Source organism: Christiangramia sediminis (assembly GCF_020552705.1).
GTDB classification, from domain to species: domain Bacteria; phylum Bacteroidota; class Bacteroidia; order Flavobacteriales; family Flavobacteriaceae; genus Christiangramia; species Christiangramia sediminis.
The window spans coordinates 1,165,240-1,189,424 of sequence record NZ_JAJBZG010000005.1; the positions used below are offsets into that span (position 1 = coordinate 1,165,240).

The window sequence follows — 24,185 nt, forward strand, 5'->3', positions numbered from 1 at the left end:
AAATGGAAAACCTACAAGCAATGGGACTAGAGGAAAGTGGCAGTAATGCTCATTTTCAGGAGAATTTCGAGACTATTGCGGTAAGAACTCAAAGCGAAAGAACCCAATTTCAGGAGCATTCGGTGCCTTTATATCTTACCTCTAGTTATGTCTTTGAAGATTCAGAAGATATGAGGGCCAGTTTTGCCGAGGAAAAAAAGCGAAATATATACAGTAGGTTTTCAAATCCAAATACCTCTGAATTTATAGAGAAGGTGGCCAGAATGGAGGGGGCGGAAGCGGGCTATGCTTTCGCTACGGGAATGGCCGCGGTTTTTTCAACTCTGGCTGCTTTACTAAATAGCGGAGATCATATTGTGGCAGCGAGATCGGTTTTCGGCTCCACTCATGGTTTGTTCACCAAGTATTTTCCGAAGTGGAATATTACCCATTCCTATTTTGATGTAAATGAACCGGAAACCATCGAAAGCCATATAAAACCTGAAACCAAAATTCTTTTTGCTGAGTCTCCTACCAATCCCGGGGTGGATATTCTTGATCTGGAATATTTAGGAAAGATCGCAAAGAAGCATGATTTGATCCTGATCATCGATAATTGCTTTGCGACGCCATATATTCAGAATCCTATAAAATTTGGAGCCGACCTGGTAATACATTCAGCCACCAAATTAATAGATGGGCAGGGAAGGGTCCTTGGCGGAGTAACCGTGGGAAGGGAGGATCTAATAAGAGAAATTTATCTTTTCAGTAGAAATACAGGTCCGGCACTTTCGCCATTTAATGCCTGGGTGCTTTCAAAAAGTCTGGAAACATTATCGGTAAGATTAGAAAAACATTGCGAGAATGCGTTAAGAGTGGCGGAGTTTCTGGAAGAAAATGCAAAAATTGGCTGGGTTAAATATCCTTTCCTGAAATCTCATCCTCAATATAAAATTGCTAAAAATCAGATGAGGTTGGGAGGTAATGTTGTGGCTTTTGAAATAAAAGGAGGAATAGAGGCCGGCAGAAGATTTATAGATAGTCTGCAATTATGCACACGTTCAGCAAACCTTGGGGATACACGGACAATAGTTACGCATCCAGCTTCAACCACGCATAGTAAATTGAATGAAAATGAACGTTTGGAAGCAGGTATTAGTGAGGGACTTGTAAGGATCTCAGTTGGATTGGAGCATATAGACGATATTATTAATGATTTAAAAAACGCGTTAAACAATTAGAGAAAGCAAAGGGAATATTTTTATATTCGTTCCATGCTTTCCAAAAAGACCAAGTACGGAATTAAGGCTTTGGCGTATATCGCCAGAAAAAAGGACAGGAAACCGGTCCAGGCCTCAGAAATCTCTGAAAGTGAGAATATTTCGCAGAAGTTTCTCGAAAGTATTCTGCTGGAGTTGAGAAAATCAGGATTTCTGGGTTCAAAAAAAGGGAAAGGCGGAGGTTATTATCTCATCAAAGAACCTGATGAAATAAAGATGACCGCAGTAATACGGGTTTTGGAAGGACCTATCGCGATGGTTCCCTGTGTAAGCCTTAATTACTATGAGAAATGTGAGGATTGCCCCGATGAACATACCTGTTCGGTTCATAAGTTAATGATCCAGGTTAGGGATGCCTCACTAAATGTACTCGGCGAAAACACCCTGGAAGATATTGCCTTTACGCAATAATCTTCAGTGTTAAATATAGATTTTTATTTACTGAATTAATTGGCTATTAAACCTGTTAAGTTTAGTTTTGCTTAAAACCTAGTAAACCGATAGGATTATAGTTTTTAATGAAGAAGATATGTTGATGTTACTAAATCATACCAAAGCAAAAAGCACATACAAGAAAGATAAATCTGCCGAAAAGCCTCTTCGAAGTATTTTGAAGACGATCAGTTGGAGGATAATAGGAACCATAGATACCATCATAATTTCCTGGGTTCTTACAGGTCAGATTAAAACAGCTTTAGCGATTGGTTCAGTGGAACTGGTGACAAAAATGATCCTTTATTTTGGGCATGAAAGAATTTGGAATCTCATCCCTTATGGAAAAGAATAGCTATAAAATGTGGCAGTACGAAATTATCATTGGCGTCCCGCATCTGACCAATATAAAAACATAAACAGATGAAAAAGTTTAGAGATACAGAGTTGAAAAAACTGAATAGTCAGTTGCGAGGGGTAGCACCTTCAGAAATTATTCAGTGGGTATTAGCATCAAGTGATAATCCTGTGGTTACTACGAATTTTAGACCCTATGAGGCGGCGATTTTACATGCCTGTACTCAGGTGGAAAAGGATATCAAGGTTATCTGGTGCGATACAGGTTACAATACGTTGCCTACCTATAAGCACGCCAAATTCCTGATAGATCATTTAGATCTTAATGTTAAGCTGTACACCCCAAAAGAAACTGCATCATATAGGGACGCTCTGTTTAATGGAATTCCTGGAGTAGATTCTCCAGATCATGCAGAGTTTACAAGGCAGGTAAAACTGGAGCCATTTCAACGTGCTATGGCCGAGCAGCAGCCCGATGTTTGGTTTACAAATTTGAGAAAAGGACAGACGAATTTCAGGGATAGCATAGATATTTTAAGCTATAGTAAAGATGGGGTTCTAAAAGTAAGTCCGTTTTACCACTGGACAGATGAGAAACTGGATGGGTATTTAAGAGAACACAAATTACCCAACGAATTCAAATATTTCGACCCGACTAAAGTATTAGAAAACCGAGAATGTGGTTTACACGCCTAAAAGTTTATAAATGAGTGCAATATTAGATCAAAATACACTGGAAAGCGAAGCTATATACATCTTCAGGGAGGTAGTTGCTCAGTTTGAAAATCCTGTGCTGCTATTTTCAGGCGGTAAGGATTCTATAAGCCTGGTTAGATTGGCCCAAAAAGCTTTTTATCCCGCAAGAATTCCTTTTCCCCTTTTACATATAGATACCGGCCATAATTTTCCTGAAACCATAGGATTTAGGGATCGCCTGGTGGAAGAATTAGGACTGAATCTCATCGTGAGAAAAGTTCAGGACGATATAGACAGGGGAATATCTATAGAAGAGAAAGGAAAATATTCCAGCAGAAATTCATTACAGACGAATACGCTGCTGAATGCCATAGAAGAATTTAAGTTCGATGCCTGTATTGGTGGAGCGCGCAGGGATGAAGAAAAAGCCAGGGCCAAAGAAAGAATTTTTTCAGTTAGAAACGATTTTGGGGAATGGGATGAAAAAAATCAGCGTCCGGAAGTTTTTGATATGCTGAACGGGCGAATCGATATTGGTCAGAATGTTAGAGTATTTCCAATTTCAAACTGGACAGAACTGGATGTATGGAATTATATAGCTTCAGAAAATATTGAAATCCCATCCATTTATTTTGCTCATGACCGGGAGATTTTTGAAAGGGATGGCTTGATCTGGACCGCTTCAGAATATGTCTATAAAGAAGACCATGAAATGACCCAAACCAAACGGGTAAGATTTAGAACTGTTGGTGATATAACCTGTACGGCCGCCGTAGAATCTGATGCTGATACGGTTCAGAAGATTATAGGGGAGATAAGAGAATCTTCTATTTCAGAAAGAGGTGCGAGAATAGACGATAAAAGGACTGAAGCAGCCATGGAAACAAGAAAACAACAGGGTTATTTCTAATACCCCTAAATCCCGAAGGGGGACTTTTAAAAACCTGATTGAAATGAAATTACTAATCAATAAAATTACCCATAATATTCCCTCTCTTTTGGAGAGGGCTGGGGAGAGGCCATGGGAGTACTAAAAATAGCAACAGCAGGGAGTGTAGATGATGGTAAAAGCACCTTGATCGGTAGACTGCTCTACGATACAAAATCGCTGACTTCAGATAAAATTGAAGCCATAGATAAGGTCAGTAAGAAAAATGGACTGGATTACCTGGATTTTTCCCTGGCTACAGATGGTCTGGTTGCAGAAAGGGAGCAGGGTATAACTATAGATGTCGCGCATATCTATTTTTCTACGCCAAAGAAAAGTTACATAATTGCAGATACTCCCGGGCATATTGAATATACCCGGAATATGGTAACCGGTGCATCTACTTCTCAAACCTCCATTATTCTTATTGATGCCAGGAAAGGAGTGATCGAGCAGACATACAGGCACTTCTTTATCAATAATCTTTTAAGGGTTAAAGAGGTAATTGTTGCGGTTAATAAAATGGATCTGGTTAATTATTCTGAAGATGTCTTCCATAATATCGTTCAGGATTTTGAGGAGCTTAGGGCTAAAAGTGATTTCAAGGATCAAAAGCTCACTTTTATACCTGTGAGTGCCTTATGGGGAGAAAATATTGCTGAAAAATCCAGCGCAATGTCCTGGTATAATGGTCAAACTATTCTTGAACATTTGGAAGAGCTTAAGGCCGAAGATTTCAAAGAAGAAAGTCAGGCCAGGTTTTCTGTTCAAACTGTGATAAGACCTAAAACTGATGAATTTCACGATTATCGCGGCTATGCCGGCAAAATAAGTGGAAGTAGCCTGAAAGTTGGTGATGAAGTAACGGTCTTACCTTCATTAACAACCTCCACCATTAAAGAAATTCATTTTTTTAATGAATCCTTTGAGGAAGCTCCGGCAGGAAGTTCTGTCACCATCAGTCTTTCAGATAATATCAATGTTGGCAGAGGTGATATGTTGGTAAAATCGAATGAAATTCCTGAAGAGAAAAAAGTCCTGGATGCAATGGTATGCTGGATGGATAATAAAGCTCTGGTGCCGGGATCTAAATATGTGTTGCAGCATAATACGAATGGAATTCTTGCAAAAATAGATAAGGTTGAAGGTCATGTGGATACGAATTTTGGAGCAGAAGCGGAAGTTTTGTCCCTTAATCTCAACGATATTGGAAGTGTGAAGATCAAACTTAGCAAACCAATCTTTGCCGACAGTTATAATAATAATCGTGCAAACGGAAGGTTTATTCTGGTAGATACGCAAACTAATACCACCGCAGGAGTTGGATTTATAAAATAATAAAAAAACAGTGAAACTATTCATTATGAACATTCTATCAAATATGTGTATGTGCTATTCGCCTCATACTTAGAAGCCTGTTTTATAAACTGAATTATAAAAAAGTCCTTTTAAGTGAAAATCTAAAAGGACTTTTTTCATTTAATAAGATCCCAAAATTTGGAGCCTAGGTGAACAAATTTTGGAAGATCGAATTATCCCGAAGTCATGAGGGATCTTAACTAGGGTTACGAATAATAAATTATTAATCATGCAAAGTTTTAGAACCGAAATTGAAAATCCCGTTGTTGAAAAGGACATCCTGGATTTAGAAAAGAAGATCAGGCTGTTCCGTGAAGGAAAGGCCGATGAAGAGAAATTCCGCAGTCTGCGCCTGGCCCGCGGAGTTTATGGACAAAGACAATCGGGAGTTCAGATGGTTCGAATAAAACTGCCATTTGGGAAAGTCACCTCAGAACAGCTGCATCGAATCGCCGATGTTTCTGATGAGTATTCCAAAGGTCGCCTGCATATCACCACCCGTCAGGATATTCAAATTCATTATGTGAGTTTAGACAGAACGCCGGAACTCTGGGCACAATTAGAGCGGGATGATGTCACCCTTCGTGAGGCCTGCGGAAATACGGTGAGAAATATTACCGCTTCGCCAATGGCAGGGATAGATCCCAAAGAGCCTTTTGATGTTTCACCCTATGCTCATGCGGCCTTTCAGTTCTTTCTTCGGAACCCGATCTGCCAGGAGATGGGAAGAAAATTCAAGATGTCTTTTTCTTCTTCAGATGAAGATACAGCGCTAAGTTATATCCATGATCTTGGTTTTATCGCCAAACTCAAAGAAGGGAAAAGAGGTTTTAAGGTAATGCTGGGTGGGGGTCTCGGTTCACAGCCTCGACATGCAGACGAATTATATGAATTTCTGCCTGCCGAAGAGATCATTCCTCTAATTGAAGGTGTGTTGAGAGTTTTTGATCGCCATGGCGAAAGGACTAAACGATTAAAGGCAAGAATGAAGTTTCTGGTTAAGGATATTGGTAAAGAATCTTTTATGGAATTAGTAGAGGAGCAGAAGACAGCCCTTTCTAAGGATCAGCCGGAATTCGAAATTGAAAGATTTGAAGCAGCTCCTGCATTACAAAATGTAGAAGTTCCTTCAGTAGAGATTAAAGATCAAAAAGAATTTGAAAACTGGAAGAACACGAATGTATTTCCACAGAAACAGGAAGGTTTATTTGCAGTAGGAATTCGTGTTCCCTTAGGCGATTTTTATACCGGCGGAGCAAGAAAGCTGGCCGATCTGGTTAAAAAATATGCCGGAAACGAGATAAGACTTACGCTGCGACAGGATATTTTGATCCGTCACGTGCGGGAAGAATTTCTGCCTCTCTTTTATTCCGAATTAAAAAAGCTCGATTATGCCGAAACCGGTTATAATAAAACCGTTGATATCACCGCCTGCCCGGGAACCGATACCTGTAATCTTGGAATCGCCAGCAGCACGGGAATCGCAGATGTGCTGGAAGATGTTCTTAAAGAAGAATATCCGCAATTCACCAACGGAAAGGATATTACGATTAAGATCAGTGGATGCATGAATGCCTGCGGCCAGCATAATATGGCTGAAATTGGCTTCCAGGGAATGTCTATTAAAGTTGGTAAAACGGTAGCTCCGGCACTTCAGGTATTACTTGGAGGTGGAACTTTAGGCGACGGGCAGGGAAGATTTGCTGATAAAGTGGTAAAAGTTCCCAGTAAACGCGGTCCTGAAGCTCTACGAGTTTTGCTGAATGATTTTGAAGCCAATTCTAAAACCAATGAAAAATTCGTAGAATATTATGATCGGAAAGAAAAGACCTATTTCTATGATCTTCTAAAAGACCTGGCCGATACTTCCAATCTCACCGAAAATGAATTTGTGGATTGGGGCCATGAATCGCCATATATTAAGGCAGTTGGGGTGGGAGAATGTGCCGGTGTGGTCATAGACCTTATCGCCACCTTGTTATTCGAAAGCGAAGAAAAGATCGATAATGCGAAAGCTGCGCTGGAAAGAAAGGATTGGTCAGACAGTATTTACCATTCCTATACCTCAATTGTGAATTCAGCTAAAGCTTTATTGCTTTCTGAAGACGTAAAAACGAATACCCAGGCCGGGATCATTGCCCAGTTTGATGAACTTTTCGTGGATACGCATAAAATTGAATTATCGACTTCCTTTAAGGAATTCGCCTATCAATTGAACGAAAACGAGCCGAGCGAGGCGTTTGCAAATAAATATTTAGAGGATGCGCATTTATTTCTGAAAAGAGTGGATGCCTATAGAACAAAGGAGGTACAAAATGTATAATTCACCAAAGTTAACCGTCGTAGGAGCAGGACCGGGCGACCCGGAATTGATCACCGTCAAAGCTTTAAATACGTTGAAGTCTGCCAGGGTGGTTTTGTACGACGCACTCATCAATCGTGAGCTGCTGGAATATGCGCCACAGGCAGAACATATATTCGTAGGAAAACGAAAGGATAAACATCGTTTTCCGCAGGAAGAGATCAATGAATTGATCGTGAAATACGCCCTGGAACGAGGGCATGTGGTTAGATTGAAAGGCGGAGACCCTTTTATCTTTGGAAGAGGTTCAGAAGAGATTAATTATGCCAGGAAACACGGACTGGAAACAGCGGTAGTTTCAGGAATTACCTCTTCGATTGCGGTGCCTGCGAATGTTGGAATCCCGTTGACGCAAAGAGGAACTTCAGAAAGTTTCTGGGTGATCACCGGAACCACCTCCCAGAAGAAATTATCAAATGATGTAAGGCTGGCCGCGCAATCTACCGCAACCGTGGTGATATTGATGGGAATGGGAAAACTGCATGAAATAGTTGATGTTTTCCGCAGCTTCGGAAAAGAAGATATTCCGGTGGGAATCATTCAAAATGGAACTACCCAAAATGAAAGATCAGGTTTTGGGACGATCAAAACGATTGAAAAGGTGGTTTTAGAAAAACAACTAGGCGCTCCGGCAATTATCGTGATTGGTGAGGTGGTAAAAGAAGCGAATGATTTGCAATCGGCGTTTGAGAGAGTGATTGAAGAAAAGGTATATCATAATACCCCCTTTGGGGGATAGGGGGCAAAGTATGCAAGAAAGAAACGAATTATACCCGGTTTTTTTGAAAGTCAACCAGTTGAATATACTCGTGGTGGGTGGAGGAAATGTAGGTCACGAAAAACTGTATTTTCTATTCAAATCCAGTCCGCATGCGCAGGTTGAGATCGTTGCGAAATGGTTCTTGCCGGAAACTGAAGAACTGGCAAAAAAACATGGCGCGAAACTGGTAAAAGGCAGGTATAAAAGAAAATATCTGAAAAAAAAACATTTCGTGATCGCTGCCACCAACGATGCTAAATTGAATAAGAAGGTTCATCGGGATGCCAAAAAAAGATATTTACTGGCCAATATTGCTGATACTCCAGAGCTCTGTGATTTCTATATGGGAGGTATTGTAAATAAAGGACATGTGAAAATAGCTATTTCCACCAATGGAAAATCACCCACAACTGCCAAGCGATTACGGCAATTTTTTGAGGAAGTGATTCCGGAAAATGTGAACCAGATGGTGGAAAATTTAAATGAATACAGAAAATCAATAAAAGGCGATTTTGAAGCCAAAGTAGAACAGATGAATACTATAACAGAAAGCTTAATTGTAAAAAAAAGTAAAGATGATTAGAACAGATATCCTGATAATTGGAGCAGGACCTACCGGTTTGTTCACCGTTTTTGAAGCGGGACTCCTTAAATTAAAGACCCATTTAATAGATGCTTTGCCACAGCCAGGAGGGCAGTGTTCAGAGATTTATCCCAAGAAACCTATTTATGATATTCCGGCCTTCCCGGAAATTCTGGCCGGTGATCTGGTAAAAAATCTTATGGAACAGATCAGGCCTTTTAAACCCGGTTTTACTCTGGGCGAACGCGCAGAAACTCTGGAGAAACTCGATGATGGGACTTTCATTGTGACCACAAATAAGGGAACTCAACACCATGCACCTGTGGTTGCTATTGCCGGCGGATTAGGATCTTTTGAGCCAAGAAAACCACCTATTGCAAATATTGCTGAATATGAAGATAAAGGAGTTTCTTATTTTATAAAAGATCCGGAAGTTTACCGCGATAGAAAAGTGGTGATCGCCGGGGGTGGTGATTCTGCTTTAGATTGGGCTATTTATTTGTCTGATGTTGCTTCAGAAGTAGCACTGGTTCACAGAAGGGAAGAATTTAGGGGCGCTCTGGATTCCGTAGAAAGAGTCTCAGAATTAGCTAAACTCGGTAAAATTGAAATGATCACCAATGCTGAGGTCGTTGGATTAAAAGGTGAAGATGAACTGGAAAAAGTGGTGATACGTCACAAAGATAAGGCTCGCGGAGAAGAGTTCAGATCCGTGGACGATTTTATCCCGTTATTCGGATTATCACCTAAACTCGGACCCATTGGTAGCTGGGGCCTGGAAATTGAAAAGAATGCGATAAAAGTTGACAATTCTTATGATTATCAAACCAATATTCCAGGGGTATATGCCATTGGAGATGTAAATACCTATAAGGGAAAACTTAAGTTGATTCTTTCCGGTTTTCATGAAGCGGCGATTATGTGTCAGAGTGCCTACCAGAAAATTTATCCGGATAAAAAATATGTTCTAAAATATACTACTGTTGGTGGTGTGGAAGGATTTGACGGGACCAAAAAAGAAGCTAAGAAAGAAGTAGTGCAGAGTATTAGTGTTTAATTTGTTACGGATAATTTTTGTTGGTTTTAACTTCTTATTCTCAATTATTTATGCTTTAATATCCTAATTTAGGTTGATTGTATTTTTCTGAAAAAAATTCATTTTATTCAAAATTTTAAATTAAATGGAAACATTGAAACTGGAGTTTAAAATAGACAGGGAAAAGCGCAGCATTCTAGTTGAAAAAGAATTCTCAGCTCCCTTAGATGTGGTATGGTCTGCCTGGACACGGGCTGAAACACTTGATAAATGGTGGGCGCCAAAACCCTGGAAAGCTAAAACTAAACGGATGAATTTCAGGGAAAATGGAAGTTGGTTGTATGCCATGCAGAGTCCCGAAGGTGAGGAGCATTATGCCCTGGCTCAATATAAAGAAATTGTGCAGGAACAAAGATTCGTAGGCCTGGATTCGTTTTGTGATGAAAACGGGGTTATTAATGAAGATTTACCAAAATCGACCTGGAAAGTGGAGTTTGAACCTGAAGGTTCTCATACACTGGTAATAATCGAAACGGAATATGAAACCGAAGAGGCGCTGGATGCAATTTTAAAGATGGGATTTCAGGAGGGTTTTACAGCCGGACTTTTACAGCTTGATGAACATCTGGAAAAGATATAATTCTGTTAATCCGGGATTCTGATTTAAAGTTAGGAATATTATCTTTGGTGAAAATTCGAAAACATGAAGATCAGCCTAAAAAGAATCAACGATAATTATCTATTTGAAACTGTAAACGAACGCGGTAATATTGTTCTTCTGGACAATAAATCTGATGAGGAGCCTAAAGGTTCCAGTCCGATGGATCTTATACTTCGCGGAATTGCCGGATGCAGCAGTATAGATGTGGTAATGATCCTAAGAAAGCAGCAACATGAGTTGGAAGATCTTAGGGTAGAAGTTGACGGATTTCGCGAAGAAGGAGCTATTCCAAATGTTTTCAAAAAGATCCATCTGGACTTTATCCTGAAAGGTGATGTTCCGGCGGCTAAAGTTGAAAGAGCAGTAAAATTATCAATGGATAAATACTGTTCTGTCTCTAAAATGCTAGAGAAAGCGGCAGAAATTTCATATTCGATTCACTTAAATGGAGAGAAAATATTATAATGAATTTCTTTGAAACCAGAATAGTGAGAACCTGGGAGCCGTCCATTTGGCTCAGAGTAATCCTGACAGTATTATTATTAGCAAGTGCAGGAGTGGTTTATGTCTGGAAACCGGATGTATCATGGTTAATGAATATTTCTTATGGAGTATATATGATAAGCTTATTTCTAGCTTTGAGTCAATCTTTTTTTAAGCCAAAATATTTAGGAAATCTTTCAGTTTCTGAAGAAAGGATTAGGGTTGATCTTCATGGAGAACAGAAAGAATTTCCTATTTCAGAATTGGAGCAACTAGGCTTTAATTATAGAGGATATAGTAGTTTTTGGAAGCATAGCATATATGGAAATAAGAATCACTTCTATTTCATGGTAAGTTCAGGTGAGAAATTTGATTATGAGATTGTATTGCAGAATAAAGAAGTAAAAGAAGAATTTAAGTTGTTATTAAAAAGAATTCAGAATACGTCTTATTTAAAAATCGCCCAGACCGGGAATTCTACTTTTTAAACTTCTACATAAAATTATCTCAAATAACTTGGATTTTAAGGTGTGAGCACTATATTTGTTTTATAAGTTCATTGTTTACTAACAATCGTTATCAAGAAAGGTTGAGGGATTAGACCCTGTGAAACCTTAGCAACCCTCCTTTTGGAGAAGGTGCTACATTCTACTGAGTTAAACCTCGGATAGATAACAAACAGAATTCTTTTCAGTCTTCTTTTTTTGATATCGTTTTATTTATATAATCATGTCAAAAATTGAAGAGCAACTCTCTCAAAAAATATTAATATTAGACGGTGCAATGGGTACCATGCTTCAGGAATATAAATTTTCTGAAGAGGACTTTCGTGGGAATCGTTTTGCCAATTGGCCTGTTTCCGTAAAAGGAAATAACGACCTCCTTTCCCTTACCCAGCCAGAAGCCATTGCTAGCATTCATCGTAAATATTTTGATGCCGGGGCCGATATTGTGGAAACCAATACCTTTTCTGGAACCACCATCGCTATGGCCGATTATCAAATGGAGGAGCTCGTTTATGAGCTTAATTATGAGTCGGCGAGAATTGCCAAAAAGGTCGCGGAAGAAGTTACGGCTGAAGATCCTTCCAAACCGAGATTTGTAGCCGGAGCCATGGGTCCTACTAATAAAACGGCCAGTATGAGTCCAGACGTGAACGATCCCGGATTTCGCGCCATTTCTTTTGATGAACTTAGGAAAGCTTATAAACAACAGGCGCAAGCCCTGGTGGAGGGTGGTGTGGATGTACTCCTGGTAGAAACCGTTTTTGATACTTTAAATGCAAAGGCAGCTCTTTTTGCGATTGAAGAATTAAAAGAAGAGCTAAATCTGGATATTCCGATCATGGTGAGTGGAACGATCACCGATACCTCCGGAAGAACACTTTCCGGACAAACTGCAGAAGCCTTCCTTATCTCTGTTTCTCATATTCCGTTACTAAGCATTGGTTTTAACTGTGCTTTGGGAGCAAAACAATTAACTCCGCACCTGGAAGTTCTGAATCGCTATGCGAATTCGGGAGTTTCAGCGTATCCCAATGCGGGATTACCAAATGCCTTTGGAGAATACGACCAGGACGCCCAGGAAATGGCCGCTCAAATCAAGGAATATTTGGAAAAAGGGCTGGTCAATATTTTGGGCGGATGCTGCGGAACTACACCAAAACACATTAAAGCAATTGCAGAGGTTGCTGTAAATTATAAACCACGTCCTATCTATAAACTTCAAGAGCAAACCCGGTAATTTTTATGGACAAAAATTTAGAACAAATTTCGCGAAAAAGAACCCCACCCTCTGGGGGGGGCTGGAGGGGGCTAAAACTTTCCGGACTGGAACCACTGGTGATCACACCGGATAGTAATTTTATAAATGTAGGAGAACGAACCAATGTTGCCGGATCCAAAAAATTCCTGCGACTCATTAAAGAAGAGAAATTTGATGAAGCGCTGGAGGTTGCCCGGGAACAGGTAGAAAATGGAGCCCAGATCATCGATGTGAATATGGACGATGGCCTTATTGAAGGCAAGGAAGCCATGGTGAAATTCCTGAATCTCGTTGTCGCTGAACCCGATATTTCCAGGGTACCTATTATGATAGATAGCTCAAAATGGGAAATTATTGAGGCCGGACTCCAGGTCGTGCAGGGAAAATGCGTGGTGAATTCCATTAGTTTAAAGGAAGGGGAAGAAGAATTCATCAGCCATGGGAAAAAGATCAAACGTTACGGTGCGGCCGTGATCGTGATGGCATTTGACGAAACCGGGCAGGCAGATAATTATGAACGCCGAATTGAGATTGCAAAACGTTCCTATGATATTTTAGTAAACAGGGTAAAATTCCCTCCGGAAGACATCATTTTTGATCTGAATATTTTTCCGGTAGGGACGGGGATGGACGAGCATAAGAGAAACGCCCTCGATTTTATTGAAGGCACGCGTTGGGTAAAAGAGAATTTACCGCATTGCAGCGTAAGCGGTGGGGTGAGTAATGTTTCATTTTCTTTCCGTGGAAATAATCCCGTTCGCGAAGCCATGCATTCGGTTTTCCTCTATCATGCGATCAGGGCCGGGATGAATATAGGTATCGTGAACCCTTCTATGCTGGAAGTTTATGATGAAATTCCGAAAGATCTTCTGGAGCATGTGGAAGATGTAATTCTGGATAGAAGAGATGATGCTACGGAACGTCTTCTGGATTTTGCTGAAAACGTCGTAGGACGTAAAAGAGAGAACAAAATTGATCTTTCCTGGAGAGAAAATCCGTTACAGGAACGGATCACCCATGCACTGGTAAAAGGTATAGATGCCTATATTTTAGAAGATATTGAACAAGCTAGAATCGAAGCCGAAAGACCATTGGATGTTATCGAAGGTCCGTTGATGATCGGGATGAATGTAGTGGGAGATCTCTTTGGAAGCGGAAAAATGTTTCTGCCACAAGTGGTGAAATCGGCCAGGGTGATGAAAAAGGCGGTGGCGCATTTACTTCCCTATATTGAAGAGGCGAAAAAAGCCCCCCAACCCCCAAAGGGGGAGCAATATTGGCGAACTGCTGATCCAGCCTTATATGGTCTAATGAAAAATTATGCTCGAAAAATGAGATATAATAATCCTACGATGGCGGAAACGAGATTGTGGGAGGCTTTGAAAACTAAACAGCTTGAGGGTTATAAATTTAGAAGACAACATATTATTGGTGGGTATATCGCAGATTTTGTTTGTCTAAAGGAAAAATTAGTCATTGAGGTTGACGGTTTAATCCATCAATTACCTGACAATAAAAAGAGTGACGCTGAGAGATCAGAATGGTTACAGGAACAGGGATTCAGAGTTATAAGATTTTCGAATACTGAGGTTATTCAAGATCTGGATGCTGTCTTGGAAAGCATTTTGAAAACACTAAAAAAGGCTCCCCCAACGGGGGCCGGGGGGGCTGGAAAAGTTTTAATGGCAACAGTAAAGGGCGATGTGCATGATATTGGTAAAAATATCGTGGCTGTGGTGCTGGGATGTAATAATTACGAGATTATTGATCTTGGAGTCATGGTACCGCCAGACAAGATCATCGAAACTGCTAAAAAGGAAAATGTGGATGTGATTGGTCTTAGCGGACTCATAACACCCTCGCTGGACGAGATGGTTTTCCTGGCCAGGGAAATGGAACGTCAGGAGTTCTCGGTTCCGCTTTTAATTGGTGGGGCTACCACTTCCAAGGCACATACCGCGGTAAAGATAGACCCGCAATATAAAAATGCCGTGGCACATGTAAATGATGCCTCCCGGGCGGTGACTGTGGTAGGGCAGTTATTGAAAGAAAGTACCCGGGATAAATACAAAAGCGATCTTAAGACCGAATATGATAAATTTCGACAGAACTTTAAAAAACGAAGTAAAGTAAAGAGCTTTTTAAGTTTACCGGAAGCCAGGAGAAATAAATTTAAGATCGATTGGAATAGAACGCAGATCACAAAACCTGCTGAACCGGGAATTCAGATTATTGAAAATTTTGACCTGAATAAACTTGTGGATTATATAGACTGGAGCCCGTTCTTCAGAAGCTGGGATCTGCATGGGAGATATCCGGATATTCTAAAAGATGAAAAAGTAGGGGAGCAGGCGCAAATTTTATTTGATGATGCTCAGGTTTTGCTGAAAAGAATTCTGGATGAAAAGCTTCTAAAGGCGAAAGCGATTTTTGGATTATTTGAAGCTAATTCAATTAACGAGGACGATATTGAAGTCTGTTTTCAACAGAATTCAGATTCAAAAACAGCGGTTTTCAGAACGCTACGTCAGCAATTAAAGAAACATGGCGACCAGCCGAATTTTGCGCTGGCAGATTTTATCGCTCCTAAGGAAAGTGGGATCCAGGATTATATGGGATGTTTTTGTGTCTCTACCGGATTTGGAACCCAGAAATTAGCCAAAAAGTTTGAAAAGGAACACGACGATTATAATTCTATTATGGTCAAAGCACTGGCCGATAGACTGGCGGAAGCTTTCGCGGAATATTTACATAAAGGGGTACGAACTAAGCATTGGGGATATGCTTCGGGCGAAGAATTGAGCAACGAAGAGCTCATCAAAGAAGCTTATAAGGGAATTCGGCCTGCACCCGGTTATCCTGCCTGTCCCGATCACCTGGAAAAATTGACGATTTGGGATGTTCTTAAAGTAAAGGAAAATATTGGAGTGGAGCTTACCGAAAGCCTGGCCATGTGGCCGGCGGCCAGCGTTAGTGGATATTATTTCGCCAATCCGGAAGCTAAATATTTTGGGCTTGGTAAGATCAAGGAAGATCAGGTTCGTGATTTCGCGAAAAGAAAGGGAATTGATTATCGAAAAGCTGAAAAATGGCTGAATCCGAATATTACTGATTAAGCAGATGTCATTCTGTACTTGTTTCAGAATCTTAAGAGAGGCTGAATCAGGTTCAGCTTGACCTAAAATTTTGATGAAAAAGTAAATGCGTTAGGGATTGCAGCGGCATCCTTTTACCGGCATGCTGAGCCTGTCGAAGCATACAGGAAAAAGATAAAGCGAAAAGCCCGGCCTGAAAGGCAACGCCCATAAAATTAAAAAAAAGTTTAATGAAAATCACCGAACATTTAGCAGCAGCTAAGGACAGAACCGTATTTTCTTTTGAGATCTTACCACCTTTAAAAGGGCAGAATTTAAATTCAATTTATGAGAATATAGATCCACTAATGGAATTCAAGCCGCCGTTTATTGATGTGACTTATCACAGGGAAGAATATGTTTATTCGGAAAGAGAGAACGGACTTTTAGAAAAGAAGATCGTTCGTAAAAGGCCTGGAACTGTAGGTATTTGTGCTGCTATCCAAAGTAAATATGGTGTTGATGCCGTTCCACACATTCTATGTGGAGGATTTTCAAAAGAAGATACTGAGAACTTCCTAATAGACCTGGACTTTCTCGGAATTAAGAATGTGATGGCACTGCGTGGAGATGCAGTGAAAAGTGAAACTTATTTTAAACCCGAGGCAAATGGTAATAATTTCGCTAAGGATCTGGTATGCCAGATAAGAGAGATGAATTGTGGTAAATATTTAGACGAGGTGATCGAGAAAGGGCATAATACCGATTTTTGTGTTGGGGTGGCCGGTTATCCCGAGAAACATATGGAGGCTCCAAGTATAGATAAGGATATTGAAAGATTGAAAGAAAAGATAGAAGCTGGTGCTGAATACGTGGTTACCCAAATGTTCTTTAAAAATGACAGATATTTTGATTTTGTAGAAAAATGCCGGGAGAATGGGATAAAAGTTCCAATTATACCTGGTTTAAAGCCTCTTGCTACTAAAAGGCAGTTGAGCATTATTCCGCATAGGTTTCATGTGGATATGCCAGATTGCCTAATTAAAGAGGTTGAGAATTGCAAAGATAATAGGGCAGTTAGAGAGCTGGGAATTGAATGGTGTATTCAGCAAAGTAAGGAGTTGATCGCCGGTGGTGCACCGGTGTTGCATTACTATTCCATGGGGAAGAGTACAAATATTCAGAAAATCGCTTCGGCGGTATTTTAGTAAGTTAAGGTTTCATCCAACAGGCCGTTTTTTTCGTAAATATGTTAGATTTGCCCTCGTATGAAAAGAATTGCCCCTTTCCTGCTTCTTCTATGCAGTTTTATAACTTTTGGACAGGATGAAAAACCTAAAAAATATTTTTCCCTGAATGCGAGTTATTTTTATGGTTCTATTTTAGAACATAACCCAGACATCGCTCACCTTATCACAGATCATCCTAATGGATTTCTGTTAAGTTTCAACAGGAAAACTTATGGTCTTGAGAAATGGGAAAGGCGGTATAATTATCCCGATTTTGGATATTCCTTCATTTATCAGAATATGAAAAACACCTATTTAGGGGAGAATTATTCTGTTTATGGTCATTTCAGTTTTTATGCTTTAAAGAGACTGTTAATGTTCAGGATCGGGCAGGGGATTGCATATACTACAAATCCATACGATCCTGAAACCAATTATATTAATAATGCCTACGGAAGTCGATTTTTAAGTTCTACGTATTTGGTGGGGAATATCCATAAACAGAATATCATTGCAGGGCTTGGAGTGAATGCCGGGGTAACCATTATTCATTATTCTAACGCAGATATAGGGTCTCCCAACCATAGTACGAATACCTTAACCTTTAATGTAGGACTGAATTATTTGCTGGATCATAAGGAACATCCAGATTTTATTCCCAGAGGAGAAAAAGAAAAATATACGGAGCCTTTCCATTATAATTTTGCAATTCGAAGCGGTGTGAATACGGCAGGAGTTGTGGGATCACCCAGACTTCCCTTTCTTACTGTTTCGGCTTATGCAGATAAGGTTTTAAATAGAAAAAGTACGTTGCAGGGTGGAGCTGAATTATTCTTTTCCCGATCACTGGAAGAATTCATAGAATACCAGGCAGTAGCTTTTCCTCAAAAGGGGACGACCGGAGATGAAGATTCTAAGAGGGTAGGGGTCTTTCTCGGTCATAAGCTAACTTTTAATAAAATGTCCCTGATCACCCAGCTAGGCTATTATGTATATTATCCATATACAGATTATGTAGAGCAACTCTACAATAGAATGGGATTACAACGAGAAATTTCTGATCATTGGTGGGCTTCTGCCACGGTTAGGTCACATGGAGCAAATGCAGAAGCGGTAGAATTTTCAATAGGATATAGATTATGAAAAAACTGATAATTATATTTTCAGTACTGTGTTTTCTTGGATGTGATTCTGAAGATGCGGGAGATTGTTTTCAAAAATCAGGGGAAATTGTCCGGCAGGAAATTGAAGTCCCAGATTTTAGTGAAATCATGGTCTATGATAAGATAAAGCTATTTATTGAACAGGGTGCCGAACATAAGGTCATTATTGAAAGTGGTGAAAACCTAATGAACGAAATTACCGTGGAAGTAGAAGAAGGACTTTTGGTTCTAAAAAATGAAAATGTGTGCAATCTGGTGCGTGATTATGGGATCACCAAAATTTATGTAACCACCCCAAACCTGGAATACCTTAGACATGCCGGTAACATTCCTTTAGAAAGTGTGGGAAGGCTGAATTTTGAAAATTTGTGGCTGGTCTCTGAAAATCAAGCCTTGGATCCTGAAATTTATACAAACGGAGATTTTATTCTTGATCTTGAGGTTCAGAACTTAAGAATTACGAACGATAATTATTCGCATTTCTTTTTGACCGGTTCGGTTGAAAATTTTGATGGCTTTTTTGCCGCTGGCGATGGTAGATTGGAAGCCAGAGATCTGGTAGTTCAGAATTATGATCTGTTTCACCGCGGAACAAATAAATTAATTGTTAATCCGCAACAAAGCCTGAAGGCTGATATTTATAGTTATGGGGATATTATTTCAATAAACCGGCCACCGCAGGTAAATGTGACAGAGCATTTTCGAGGGAAACTCATTTTTGAGGTCCCCTAAATCCCCCAAGGAGGACTTTTTATTAAGAAATTCTAGGAATTGGTTAGTTCAGCAAAAAGGCTTTCAAGATTCTTGGTTTTGTGATTTAGCTGAAGTGTTTTCAAGCCGTTATCGTGAGCAAAATCAAAAATTGCCGGTCTCATATCTTTTTTGGTATCAAAGATCAGTTCATAAGTGAATCCGCCGGTGTTTTTGGCTTTGGTGAGATTTGGGATCTTTTCCAGCGCTATTTCTTCAATTCTATAATCGAACTCTACAAAGATGATCTGTTCATTTTCTTCCCTGAGATCTTTTAATTTTTTATCGGCAACAATTTTACCATTATTAATAATGATCACTCTATCACAGATTGCTTCAACCTCCTGCATAATATGAGTAGACAGGAAAACAGTTTTTCCCGGTTTGCCATCTGCCTGCTCTTTACCTATATTTCTAATCAGAGATCTTATTTCGACCAATTGATTTGGATCCAGACCGGTAGTGGGTTCATCTAAAATTAAAACTTCAGGATCATGAAGCAGTGCGGCCGCAAGTCCTACACGTTGGCGGTAACCTTTGGAAAGCTGCTCGATCTTTTTATTGGCTTCCGGGGTAAGACCAGTAAGCTTAATGACTTCTTCGACACGAGCTTTATCTATTTTGTAAACAGAAGCATTAAATCTTAAATATTCCCGTACAAACATTTCAGTATATAAAGGATTATGTTCCGGTAAATACCCAATTTGTTTTTGGATTTCTGATACTTGAGTTTCTAGATTCAAGCCACTTACTTGAGCAGATCCACCATCAGATTGCAGATAACCGGTAAGAATTTTCATTAAAGTAGATTTCCCCGCACCATTTGGCCCCAGAAATCCCACAATTTCGCCTCTTGAAATTTTAAAACTAACCTCGTTCAGCGCTTTTTGGCTGCCAAAGTGTTTCGATATGTTATTTACGGTTATAGACATAGCTTTCAAATTCAAAATTAGGAATAAATAATCAGGAAGACCGCTGAAAATATTTCAAAGTTTCAACGATAAATCATAGTTATAAATTGTAATTCATATTAAAACACCACTGATATTCCGAATATCAGAAAACTGTAAATTATAAAGCTGAAATATTTTGAATGTAGAATTTAAAGTTTACTTTAGTCTTTCATTATTATTGAAAATGACAAGTTTAATCAATTGGAACGCATTCTATTATTTTTATTTCTATACCAGAGATAGGATCGGGAATGCTATATGATTAACTAAAACATAAAATTATATAAAAGTCTCGATCTTAGATCGGGACTTTTTTTATTGTATCAATATGAATAAAAAAGTCGGCATTCAGGGAATAAAAGGTTCATTCCATCATTTGGTGGCCATGGATTATTACCATAAAGATGTGGCGGTGATGGAGCATATGTCTTTTCATGAACTGGCTCAAAAACTAGCTTCGAAAGAGACCGATGAGGCAGTGATGGCTATTGAAAATAGCATTGCCGGTTCAATTCTTCCCAATTATGCCCTTATAAATGAATATAATTTAAGTATTACCGGCGAACATTATACGCCGGTGAATATGAATTTGATGGCTATGGAAGGGCAGGCTATAGGCGATATTAAAAAGGTGTTTTCTCATCCTATGGCGCTGCTTCAGTGTAAGGAATTTTTTAAAAAACATCCGCATATAAAACTTATCGAAGATGCTGATACCGCTGAAGCTGCCAGGAGAATTTCAGAAGAAGGTTTGATGAAAGTAGCAGCAGTAGCCAGTCCGGCCGCGGCAGAAATGTATGGTTTGGAGATCCTTGCCAAAGAGATACATACGATAAAAAGTAATGCTACCAGATTTTTGGTTTTGGGAATAGAAAGACAAAAGCCTAATGGAGAAATTCTGGATAAGGCGTCCCTAAAATTTAATCTGAAGAGCGAAAGGGGAAGTTTGGTTTCGGTGTTGAATATTCTAAGAGACTGCTACCTGGATATGACTAAGATCCAGTCTCTTCCCATTATTGATGAACCCTGGAAATATTCATTTTTTATAGATGTGATCTTTGAAAGACCTGAAGATCTTGAGAAAGCGATAAACGTATTAAAATTGATGACCGAAGAACTAAAGGTTTTAGGTGTTTATAAAAACAGACTGGTATGATAACGGCAAAAAGGCTTGATACAGTTCAGGAATATTACTTTTCCAAAAAACTTAGAGAGGTGGCCGAGCTTAGAGCTCAGGGGAAGCCAATTATAAATCTGGGAATTGGAAGCCCGGACCTAGCTCCGCCACCACAGGTAGTGGAAGCATTGAATAAGGCACTTTCTTCTAATGGCGCTCACCAGTATCAGCCATATAAGGGGATCGCAGAATTGAGAAATGCCATTGCCGGATTTTATAAAAAGTTCTACGAACTGGATCTGGATTCGGAAACCGAAATATTGCCGTTGATGGGAAGTAAGGAAGGGATCATGCATATTTCCATGACTTTCTTAAATCCCGGAGATGAAGTTTTATTGCCGAATCCAGGGTACCCAACTTATAGTTCTGTAACCAAATTACTGGATGCGAAAGAGCGCAATTATGAACTGAAAGCTGAAAAAAACTGGCTACCCGATCTTAAAGAACTGGGAGATGAAGATCTGAGCAAGGTTAAGATCATGTGGGTTAACTATCCGCATATGCCTACCGGTTCAATCGCTTCAGATGAGTTTTTTTCAGAATTGACAGCATTTGCTGAAAAACATAAAATTCTGGTGGTCAATGATAATCCTTATAGTTTTATTCAGAATGATACTCCCAGAAGTATTCTTCAGAAAGACAATTTAAGTGACTATGTGATGGAATTAAATTCTTTAAGTAAGAGTTTTAATATGGCCGGCTGGAGAGTAGGAATACTGGCTGGAAGTAAGAAGAATATTAATTCTGTTCTAAAAGTGAAATCTAATATGGATAGCGGAATGTTCTATCCGGTGCAGGCTGGAGCTGTGGAAGCTTTGAAGTTATCTGGTTCCTGGTTTAAAGAACAGAATAAGGTCTATGCAGATAGAAAGAAAAAAGTTCTGGAATTGATATCAGAATTAGATTGTGAAGTTAGGAAGGAACAGGTTGGTCTTTTTGTGTGGGCAAAAGTGCCGGAAGGAAAGACTTCAGAAGATATAGTAAATGATCTGTTATATAATAAAGACATCTTTATAACGCCAGGATTTATTTTCGGTTCCCAAGGGGAAGGATATATAAGATTCTCCCTTTGTGCAAATGAGGAGGTAATTGAGGAAGCTTTAAAAAGAATAAAAGAATGAAAGTTTTTGTAATAGGAGTAGGACTGATAGGAGGCTCTTTTGCTTTGGATCTCAAATCTGAATTAGATAAGGTAGAGATCTTTGGGATAGATGAGAACGATGAACATTTGGATAAAGCTTTAGAACTTGAAATAATAGATCAAAAAGCAAAATTTGAGGATCTTAAAAAGGCAGACCTTGTCTACCTTGCTATTCCGGTAGATGCTTCACTGGAAGTTCTGCCGAAGATTTTGGATCTGGTAAATGATAATTGTGTAGTGACCGATGCCGGGTCAACCAAAGAACATCTTTGTGAAAAGGTAGCGGGTCATCCTAAACGTAGAAATTACCTTTCTGGTCATCCCATTTCAGGAACAGAGTATTCAGGGCCTTCGGCTGCTATACATGGCCTGTTCAGGAATAAGACAAATATCATTTGCGAAGTAGAAAAAACAGCATTCAAGTTACAGGAAAAAGCTTTGGAGATCTTTCAGGCTATCGGGATGAGAATAAGGTATATGGATCCTGTTTCTCACGACCGACATATCGCTTATGTGTCTCACTTATCACATATAAGCTCCTTTATGCTAGGGAAGACCGTGCTTGAAAAGGAAAAAAACGAAAGGGATATTTTTGATCTCGCCGGCAGTGGATTTGCTTCTACGGTAAGACTGGCGAAAAGTTCTCCGGCCATGTGGACACCAATTTTCAGTTTGAATAAGAAGAATGTCATGGAAACTTTGGATGAATATATTTCAAACCTGAAACACTTCAGAAAATTGATGGAAGAAGATAATTTTGAGGAGGTTTTCAATGAAATGGAAAGAACAAATCATATAAGAGAAGTACTAAACGGAATAAATCAAAAAGAGGAAACTAAAATACTTGAAAATGGAAAATAAGAAAGAACTCAGAACATGGTTAGATGATTTTGGATTGTCACACCCACTGGTAATTGCAGGACCTTGCAGTGCCGAAACAGAAGAACAGGTTTTGACGATCGCACACCAGTTAAAGGATAGCGATGCAACCGTATTAAGAGCAGGAATCTGGAAACCGCGAACCCGACCAGGGAATTTTGAGGGCGTTGGAGCTCTTGGTCTAAAATGGCTTCAGAAGGCTAAAGAGGAAACTGGAATGCTCACAACTACTGAAGTTGCCAACCCGAATCATGTAGATCTTGCGCTAAAACATGATGTGGATATTCTTTGGATAGGAGCGAGAACTACGGTTTCCCCATTTATCGTTCAGGAGATTGCCGATGCTTTAAAAGGAACAGATAAGATCGTATTGGTTAAGAATCCAGTGAACCCAGATCTTTCATTATGGTTAGGAGCAGTAGAAAGACTACATACGGCAGACATCAACAAACTTGGGGTAATTCATCGTGGTTTTTCGGCCTATGAAAAAACAAAATATAGAAACAATCCTGAATGGCAGATACCTATTGAGCTTCAAAATAAGTTTCCTGATCTTCCACTTATTCTGGATCCGTCGCATATAGCTGGAAGAAGAGATATCATCTTTGATCTTTGCCAGACCGCGCTTGATTTGAACTATGACGGGATTATGGTCGAGACTCACCATACGCCGGATAAAGCCTGGAGTGATGCGGCACAACAAATAACCCCGGAAACACTTATCAAGATGATGGAAGATTTGAAAGTAAGAAAGGAAATTTCGGCTAGTGAAGAATTTCAGAATAAACTAACCGCGTTACGTTCAAGAATTGATATTACCGATAGTCAGATTCTGGAAATACTTTCGAAGAGAATGAAAATTTCAGAAGAAATAGGACAGGTTAAAAAAGACCAGAACGTTGCAATTCTTCAAACAAAAAGATGGAATGAGATCCTAGGAAAAATGGTTCTGGAAGGTGAAGAAAAAGGACTTAGTGAAGAATTTGTGCTCAGAATGTTTAAAGCAATTCACCAGGAATCTATTAATCATCAGCAAAAAATTCTTGATGAAACCAGATAATTTCAAACAAAGGATAGATATATATGTCGTCTTGAAATAAACCTATAAATTTGTATGGAAAGTATATAATTCAGGATAT

23 protein-coding genes and 1 riboswitch are annotated in these 24,185 nt (G+C 39.5%); of the genes, 22 read left to right on the plus strand and 1 reads right to left on the minus strand.

The window, feature by feature from the left end:
- The first annotated feature begins 2 nt into the window (after positions 1-2).
- The 18 genes from LGQ90_RS14760 (at position 3) to LGQ90_RS14845 (ending at position 18,878) form a co-directional block, all read left to right on the plus strand.
- Positions 3-1,220: a trans-sulfuration enzyme family protein gene (locus LGQ90_RS14760; RefSeq protein ID WP_229342297.1), complete on the plus strand. Its 1,218-nt coding sequence runs from the start codon at positions 3-5 to the stop codon at positions 1,218-1,220.
- Between the two features lie 33 nt (positions 1,221-1,253).
- A complete protein-coding gene (locus LGQ90_RS14765; protein WP_229342300.1) occupies positions 1,254-1,670 on the plus strand; it encodes an RrF2 family transcriptional regulator in 417 nt (138 codons plus the stop codon).
- A 118-nt stretch (positions 1,671-1,788) separates the two neighbouring features.
- Positions 1,789-2,046 (plus strand): DUF2061 domain-containing protein, encoded by a 258-nt coding sequence (locus LGQ90_RS14770; protein ID WP_229342303.1) that lies wholly within the window; start codon positions 1,789-1,791, stop codon positions 2,044-2,046.
- A 68-nt stretch (positions 2,047-2,114) separates the two neighbouring features.
- Complete coding sequence (locus LGQ90_RS14775) at positions 2,115-2,744, plus strand: phosphoadenosine phosphosulfate reductase domain-containing protein (protein WP_229342306.1); 630 nt, start codon at positions 2,115-2,117, stop codon at positions 2,742-2,744.
- Between the two features lie 10 nt (positions 2,745-2,754).
- On the plus strand, positions 2,755-3,654 hold the full coding sequence (gene cysD / locus LGQ90_RS14780) for a sulfate adenylyltransferase subunit CysD (protein ID WP_229342309.1): 900 nt from the start codon (positions 2,755-2,757) through the stop codon (positions 3,652-3,654).
- A gap of 111 nt (positions 3,655-3,765) precedes the next feature.
- Positions 3,766-5,010, plus strand: a complete 1,245-nt coding sequence (locus LGQ90_RS14785; protein WP_229342312.1) for a sulfate adenylyltransferase subunit 1 — start codon at positions 3,766-3,768, stop codon at positions 5,008-5,010.
- A 250-nt stretch (positions 5,011-5,260) separates the two neighbouring features.
- The gene (locus LGQ90_RS14790) at positions 5,261-7,354 is read left to right on the plus strand and encodes a HEPN domain-containing protein (RefSeq protein WP_229342314.1); all 2,094 of its coding nucleotides are present in this window, start codon (positions 5,261-5,263) and stop codon (positions 7,352-7,354) included.
- A complete protein-coding gene (cobA, locus tag LGQ90_RS14795; protein WP_229342317.1) occupies positions 7,347-8,132 on the plus strand; it encodes a uroporphyrinogen-III C-methyltransferase in 786 nt (261 codons plus the stop codon). Before LGQ90_RS14790 ends, cobA begins: the two co-directional genes overlap by 8 nt.
- A gap of 10 nt (positions 8,133-8,142) precedes the next feature.
- Complete coding sequence (locus LGQ90_RS14800; protein ID WP_229342319.1) at positions 8,143-8,736, plus strand: precorrin-2 dehydrogenase/sirohydrochlorin ferrochelatase family protein; 594 nt, start codon at positions 8,143-8,145, stop codon at positions 8,734-8,736.
- Complete coding sequence (locus LGQ90_RS14805; RefSeq protein WP_229342321.1) at positions 8,729-9,793, plus strand: NAD(P)/FAD-dependent oxidoreductase; 1,065 nt, start codon at positions 8,729-8,731, stop codon at positions 9,791-9,793. The genes LGQ90_RS14800 and LGQ90_RS14805 overlap by 8 nt, the downstream gene beginning before the upstream one ends.
- 124 nt (positions 9,794-9,917) lie before the next feature.
- Positions 9,918-10,412, plus strand: coding sequence for an SRPBCC family protein (locus tag LGQ90_RS14810; RefSeq protein ID WP_229342323.1), 495 nt, complete (start codon positions 9,918-9,920; stop codon positions 10,410-10,412).
- Positions 10,413-10,475: 63 nt separating this feature from the next.
- Complete coding sequence (locus tag LGQ90_RS14815; protein ID WP_229342325.1) at positions 10,476-10,898, plus strand: OsmC family protein; 423 nt, start codon at positions 10,476-10,478, stop codon at positions 10,896-10,898.
- Complete coding sequence (locus LGQ90_RS14820) at positions 10,898-11,404, plus strand: hypothetical protein (RefSeq protein WP_229342327.1); 507 nt, start codon at positions 10,898-10,900, stop codon at positions 11,402-11,404. The genes LGQ90_RS14815 and LGQ90_RS14820 overlap by 1 nt, the downstream gene beginning before the upstream one ends.
- A gap of 85 nt (positions 11,405-11,489) precedes the next feature.
- Positions 11,490-11,594, plus strand: a riboswitch (SAM riboswitch).
- A gap of 51 nt (positions 11,595-11,645) precedes the next feature.
- On the plus strand, positions 11,646-12,659 hold the full coding sequence (locus tag LGQ90_RS14825; protein WP_229342329.1) for a homocysteine S-methyltransferase family protein: 1,014 nt from the start codon (positions 11,646-11,648) through the stop codon (positions 12,657-12,659).
- A 5-nt stretch (positions 12,660-12,664) separates the two neighbouring features.
- The gene (locus tag LGQ90_RS14830) at positions 12,665-15,796 is read left to right on the plus strand and encodes a vitamin B12 dependent-methionine synthase activation domain-containing protein (protein ID WP_229342332.1); all 3,132 of its coding nucleotides are present in this window, start codon (positions 12,665-12,667) and stop codon (positions 15,794-15,796) included.
- A gap of 209 nt (positions 15,797-16,005) precedes the next feature.
- On the plus strand, positions 16,006-16,962 hold the full coding sequence (gene metF, locus LGQ90_RS14835) for a methylenetetrahydrofolate reductase [NAD(P)H] (RefSeq protein ID WP_229342334.1): 957 nt from the start codon (positions 16,006-16,008) through the stop codon (positions 16,960-16,962).
- 60 nt (positions 16,963-17,022) lie between these two features.
- A complete protein-coding gene (locus LGQ90_RS14840) occupies positions 17,023-18,126 on the plus strand; it encodes an acyloxyacyl hydrolase (protein ID WP_229342336.1) in 1,104 nt (367 codons plus the stop codon).
- Complete coding sequence (locus tag LGQ90_RS14845) at positions 18,123-18,878, plus strand: head GIN domain-containing protein (RefSeq protein WP_229342338.1); 756 nt, start codon at positions 18,123-18,125, stop codon at positions 18,876-18,878. Before LGQ90_RS14840 ends, LGQ90_RS14845 begins: the two co-directional genes overlap by 4 nt.
- Before the next feature lie 32 nt (positions 18,879-18,910).
- Here LGQ90_RS14845 and gldA read toward each other — a convergent pair whose 3' ends face one another.
- Complete coding sequence (gene gldA, locus LGQ90_RS14850; protein WP_229342340.1) at positions 18,911-19,828, minus strand: gliding motility-associated ABC transporter ATP-binding subunit GldA; 918 nt, start codon at positions 19,826-19,828, stop codon at positions 18,911-18,913.
- Between the two features lie 349 nt (positions 19,829-20,177).
- On the opposite strand from gldA, the gene LGQ90_RS14855 reads away from it, so the two are divergent.
- Genes LGQ90_RS14855 through LGQ90_RS14870 form a run of 4 tightly spaced genes read left to right on the plus strand, consistent with a single transcriptional unit; the run spans position 20,178 to position 24,106 of the window.
- Positions 20,178-21,005, plus strand: a complete 828-nt coding sequence (locus LGQ90_RS14855; protein WP_229342342.1) for a prephenate dehydratase — start codon at positions 20,178-20,180, stop codon at positions 21,003-21,005.
- Entirely contained in the window at positions 21,002-22,147 is a 1,146-nt protein-coding gene (locus LGQ90_RS14860) for a pyridoxal phosphate-dependent aminotransferase (RefSeq protein WP_229342344.1), read from the plus strand. The genes LGQ90_RS14855 and LGQ90_RS14860 overlap by 4 nt, the downstream gene beginning before the upstream one ends.
- The gene (locus tag LGQ90_RS14865) at positions 22,144-23,028 is read left to right on the plus strand and encodes a prephenate dehydrogenase (protein ID WP_229342346.1); all 885 of its coding nucleotides are present in this window, start codon (positions 22,144-22,146) and stop codon (positions 23,026-23,028) included. Before LGQ90_RS14860 ends, LGQ90_RS14865 begins: the two co-directional genes overlap by 4 nt.
- A complete protein-coding gene (locus tag LGQ90_RS14870; RefSeq protein WP_229342348.1) occupies positions 23,018-24,106 on the plus strand; it encodes a bifunctional 3-deoxy-7-phosphoheptulonate synthase/chorismate mutase type II in 1,089 nt (362 codons plus the stop codon). The genes LGQ90_RS14865 and LGQ90_RS14870 overlap by 11 nt, the downstream gene beginning before the upstream one ends.
- The last annotated feature ends 79 nt before the right edge of the window (positions 24,107-24,185 follow it).

Coding starts and splice junctions, on each gene's coding strand:
- LGQ90_RS14770 (WP_229342303.1), top strand. CDS start 1,789: ATGTTGATGTTACTAAATCATACCAAAGCAAAAAGCACATACAAGAAA.
- LGQ90_RS14810 (WP_229342323.1), top strand. CDS start 9,918: ATGGAAACATTGAAACTGGAGTTTAAAATAGACAGGGAAAAGCGCAGC.
- LGQ90_RS14815 (WP_229342325.1), top strand. CDS start 10,476: ATGAAGATCAGCCTAAAAAGAATCAACGATAATTATCTATTTGAAACT.
- LGQ90_RS14865 (WP_229342346.1), top strand. CDS start 22,144: ATGAAAGTTTTTGTAATAGGAGTAGGACTGATAGGAGGCTCTTTTGCT.
- LGQ90_RS14855 (WP_229342342.1), top strand. CDS start 20,178: ATGAATAAAAAAGTCGGCATTCAGGGAATAAAAGGTTCATTCCATCAT.
- LGQ90_RS14760 (WP_229342297.1), top strand. CDS start 3: ATGGAAAACCTACAAGCAATGGGACTAGAGGAAAGTGGCAGTAATGCT.
- LGQ90_RS14840 (WP_229342336.1), top strand. CDS start 17,023: ATGAAAAGAATTGCCCCTTTCCTGCTTCTTCTATGCAGTTTTATAACT.
- gldA (WP_229342340.1), bottom strand. CDS start 19,828: ATGTCTATAACCGTAAATAACATATCGAAACACTTTGGCAGCCAAAAA.
- LGQ90_RS14825 (WP_229342329.1), top strand. CDS start 11,646: ATGTCAAAAATTGAAGAGCAACTCTCTCAAAAAATATTAATATTAGAC.
- LGQ90_RS14820 (WP_229342327.1), top strand. CDS start 10,898: ATGAATTTCTTTGAAACCAGAATAGTGAGAACCTGGGAGCCGTCCATT.
- LGQ90_RS14800 (WP_229342319.1), top strand. CDS start 8,143: ATGCAAGAAAGAAACGAATTATACCCGGTTTTTTTGAAAGTCAACCAG.
- LGQ90_RS14870 (WP_229342348.1), top strand. CDS start 23,018: ATGGAAAATAAGAAAGAACTCAGAACATGGTTAGATGATTTTGGATTG.
- LGQ90_RS14860 (WP_229342344.1), top strand. CDS start 21,002: ATGATAACGGCAAAAAGGCTTGATACAGTTCAGGAATATTACTTTTCC.
- LGQ90_RS14790 (WP_229342314.1), top strand. CDS start 5,261: ATGCAAAGTTTTAGAACCGAAATTGAAAATCCCGTTGTTGAAAAGGAC.
- cysD (WP_229342309.1), top strand. CDS start 2,755: ATGAGTGCAATATTAGATCAAAATACACTGGAAAGCGAAGCTATATAC.
- LGQ90_RS14845 (WP_229342338.1), top strand. CDS start 18,123: ATGAAAAAACTGATAATTATATTTTCAGTACTGTGTTTTCTTGGATGT.
- LGQ90_RS14785 (WP_229342312.1), top strand. CDS start 3,766: ATGGGAGTACTAAAAATAGCAACAGCAGGGAGTGTAGATGATGGTAAA.
- LGQ90_RS14830 (WP_229342332.1), top strand. CDS start 12,665: ATGGACAAAAATTTAGAACAAATTTCGCGAAAAAGAACCCCACCCTCT.
- cobA (WP_229342317.1), top strand. CDS start 7,347: ATGTATAATTCACCAAAGTTAACCGTCGTAGGAGCAGGACCGGGCGAC.
- LGQ90_RS14765 (WP_229342300.1), top strand. CDS start 1,254: ATGCTTTCCAAAAAGACCAAGTACGGAATTAAGGCTTTGGCGTATATC.
- metF (WP_229342334.1), top strand. CDS start 16,006: ATGAAAATCACCGAACATTTAGCAGCAGCTAAGGACAGAACCGTATTT.
- LGQ90_RS14805 (WP_229342321.1), top strand. CDS start 8,729: ATGATTAGAACAGATATCCTGATAATTGGAGCAGGACCTACCGGTTTG.
- LGQ90_RS14775 (WP_229342306.1), top strand. CDS start 2,115: ATGAAAAAGTTTAGAGATACAGAGTTGAAAAAACTGAATAGTCAGTTG.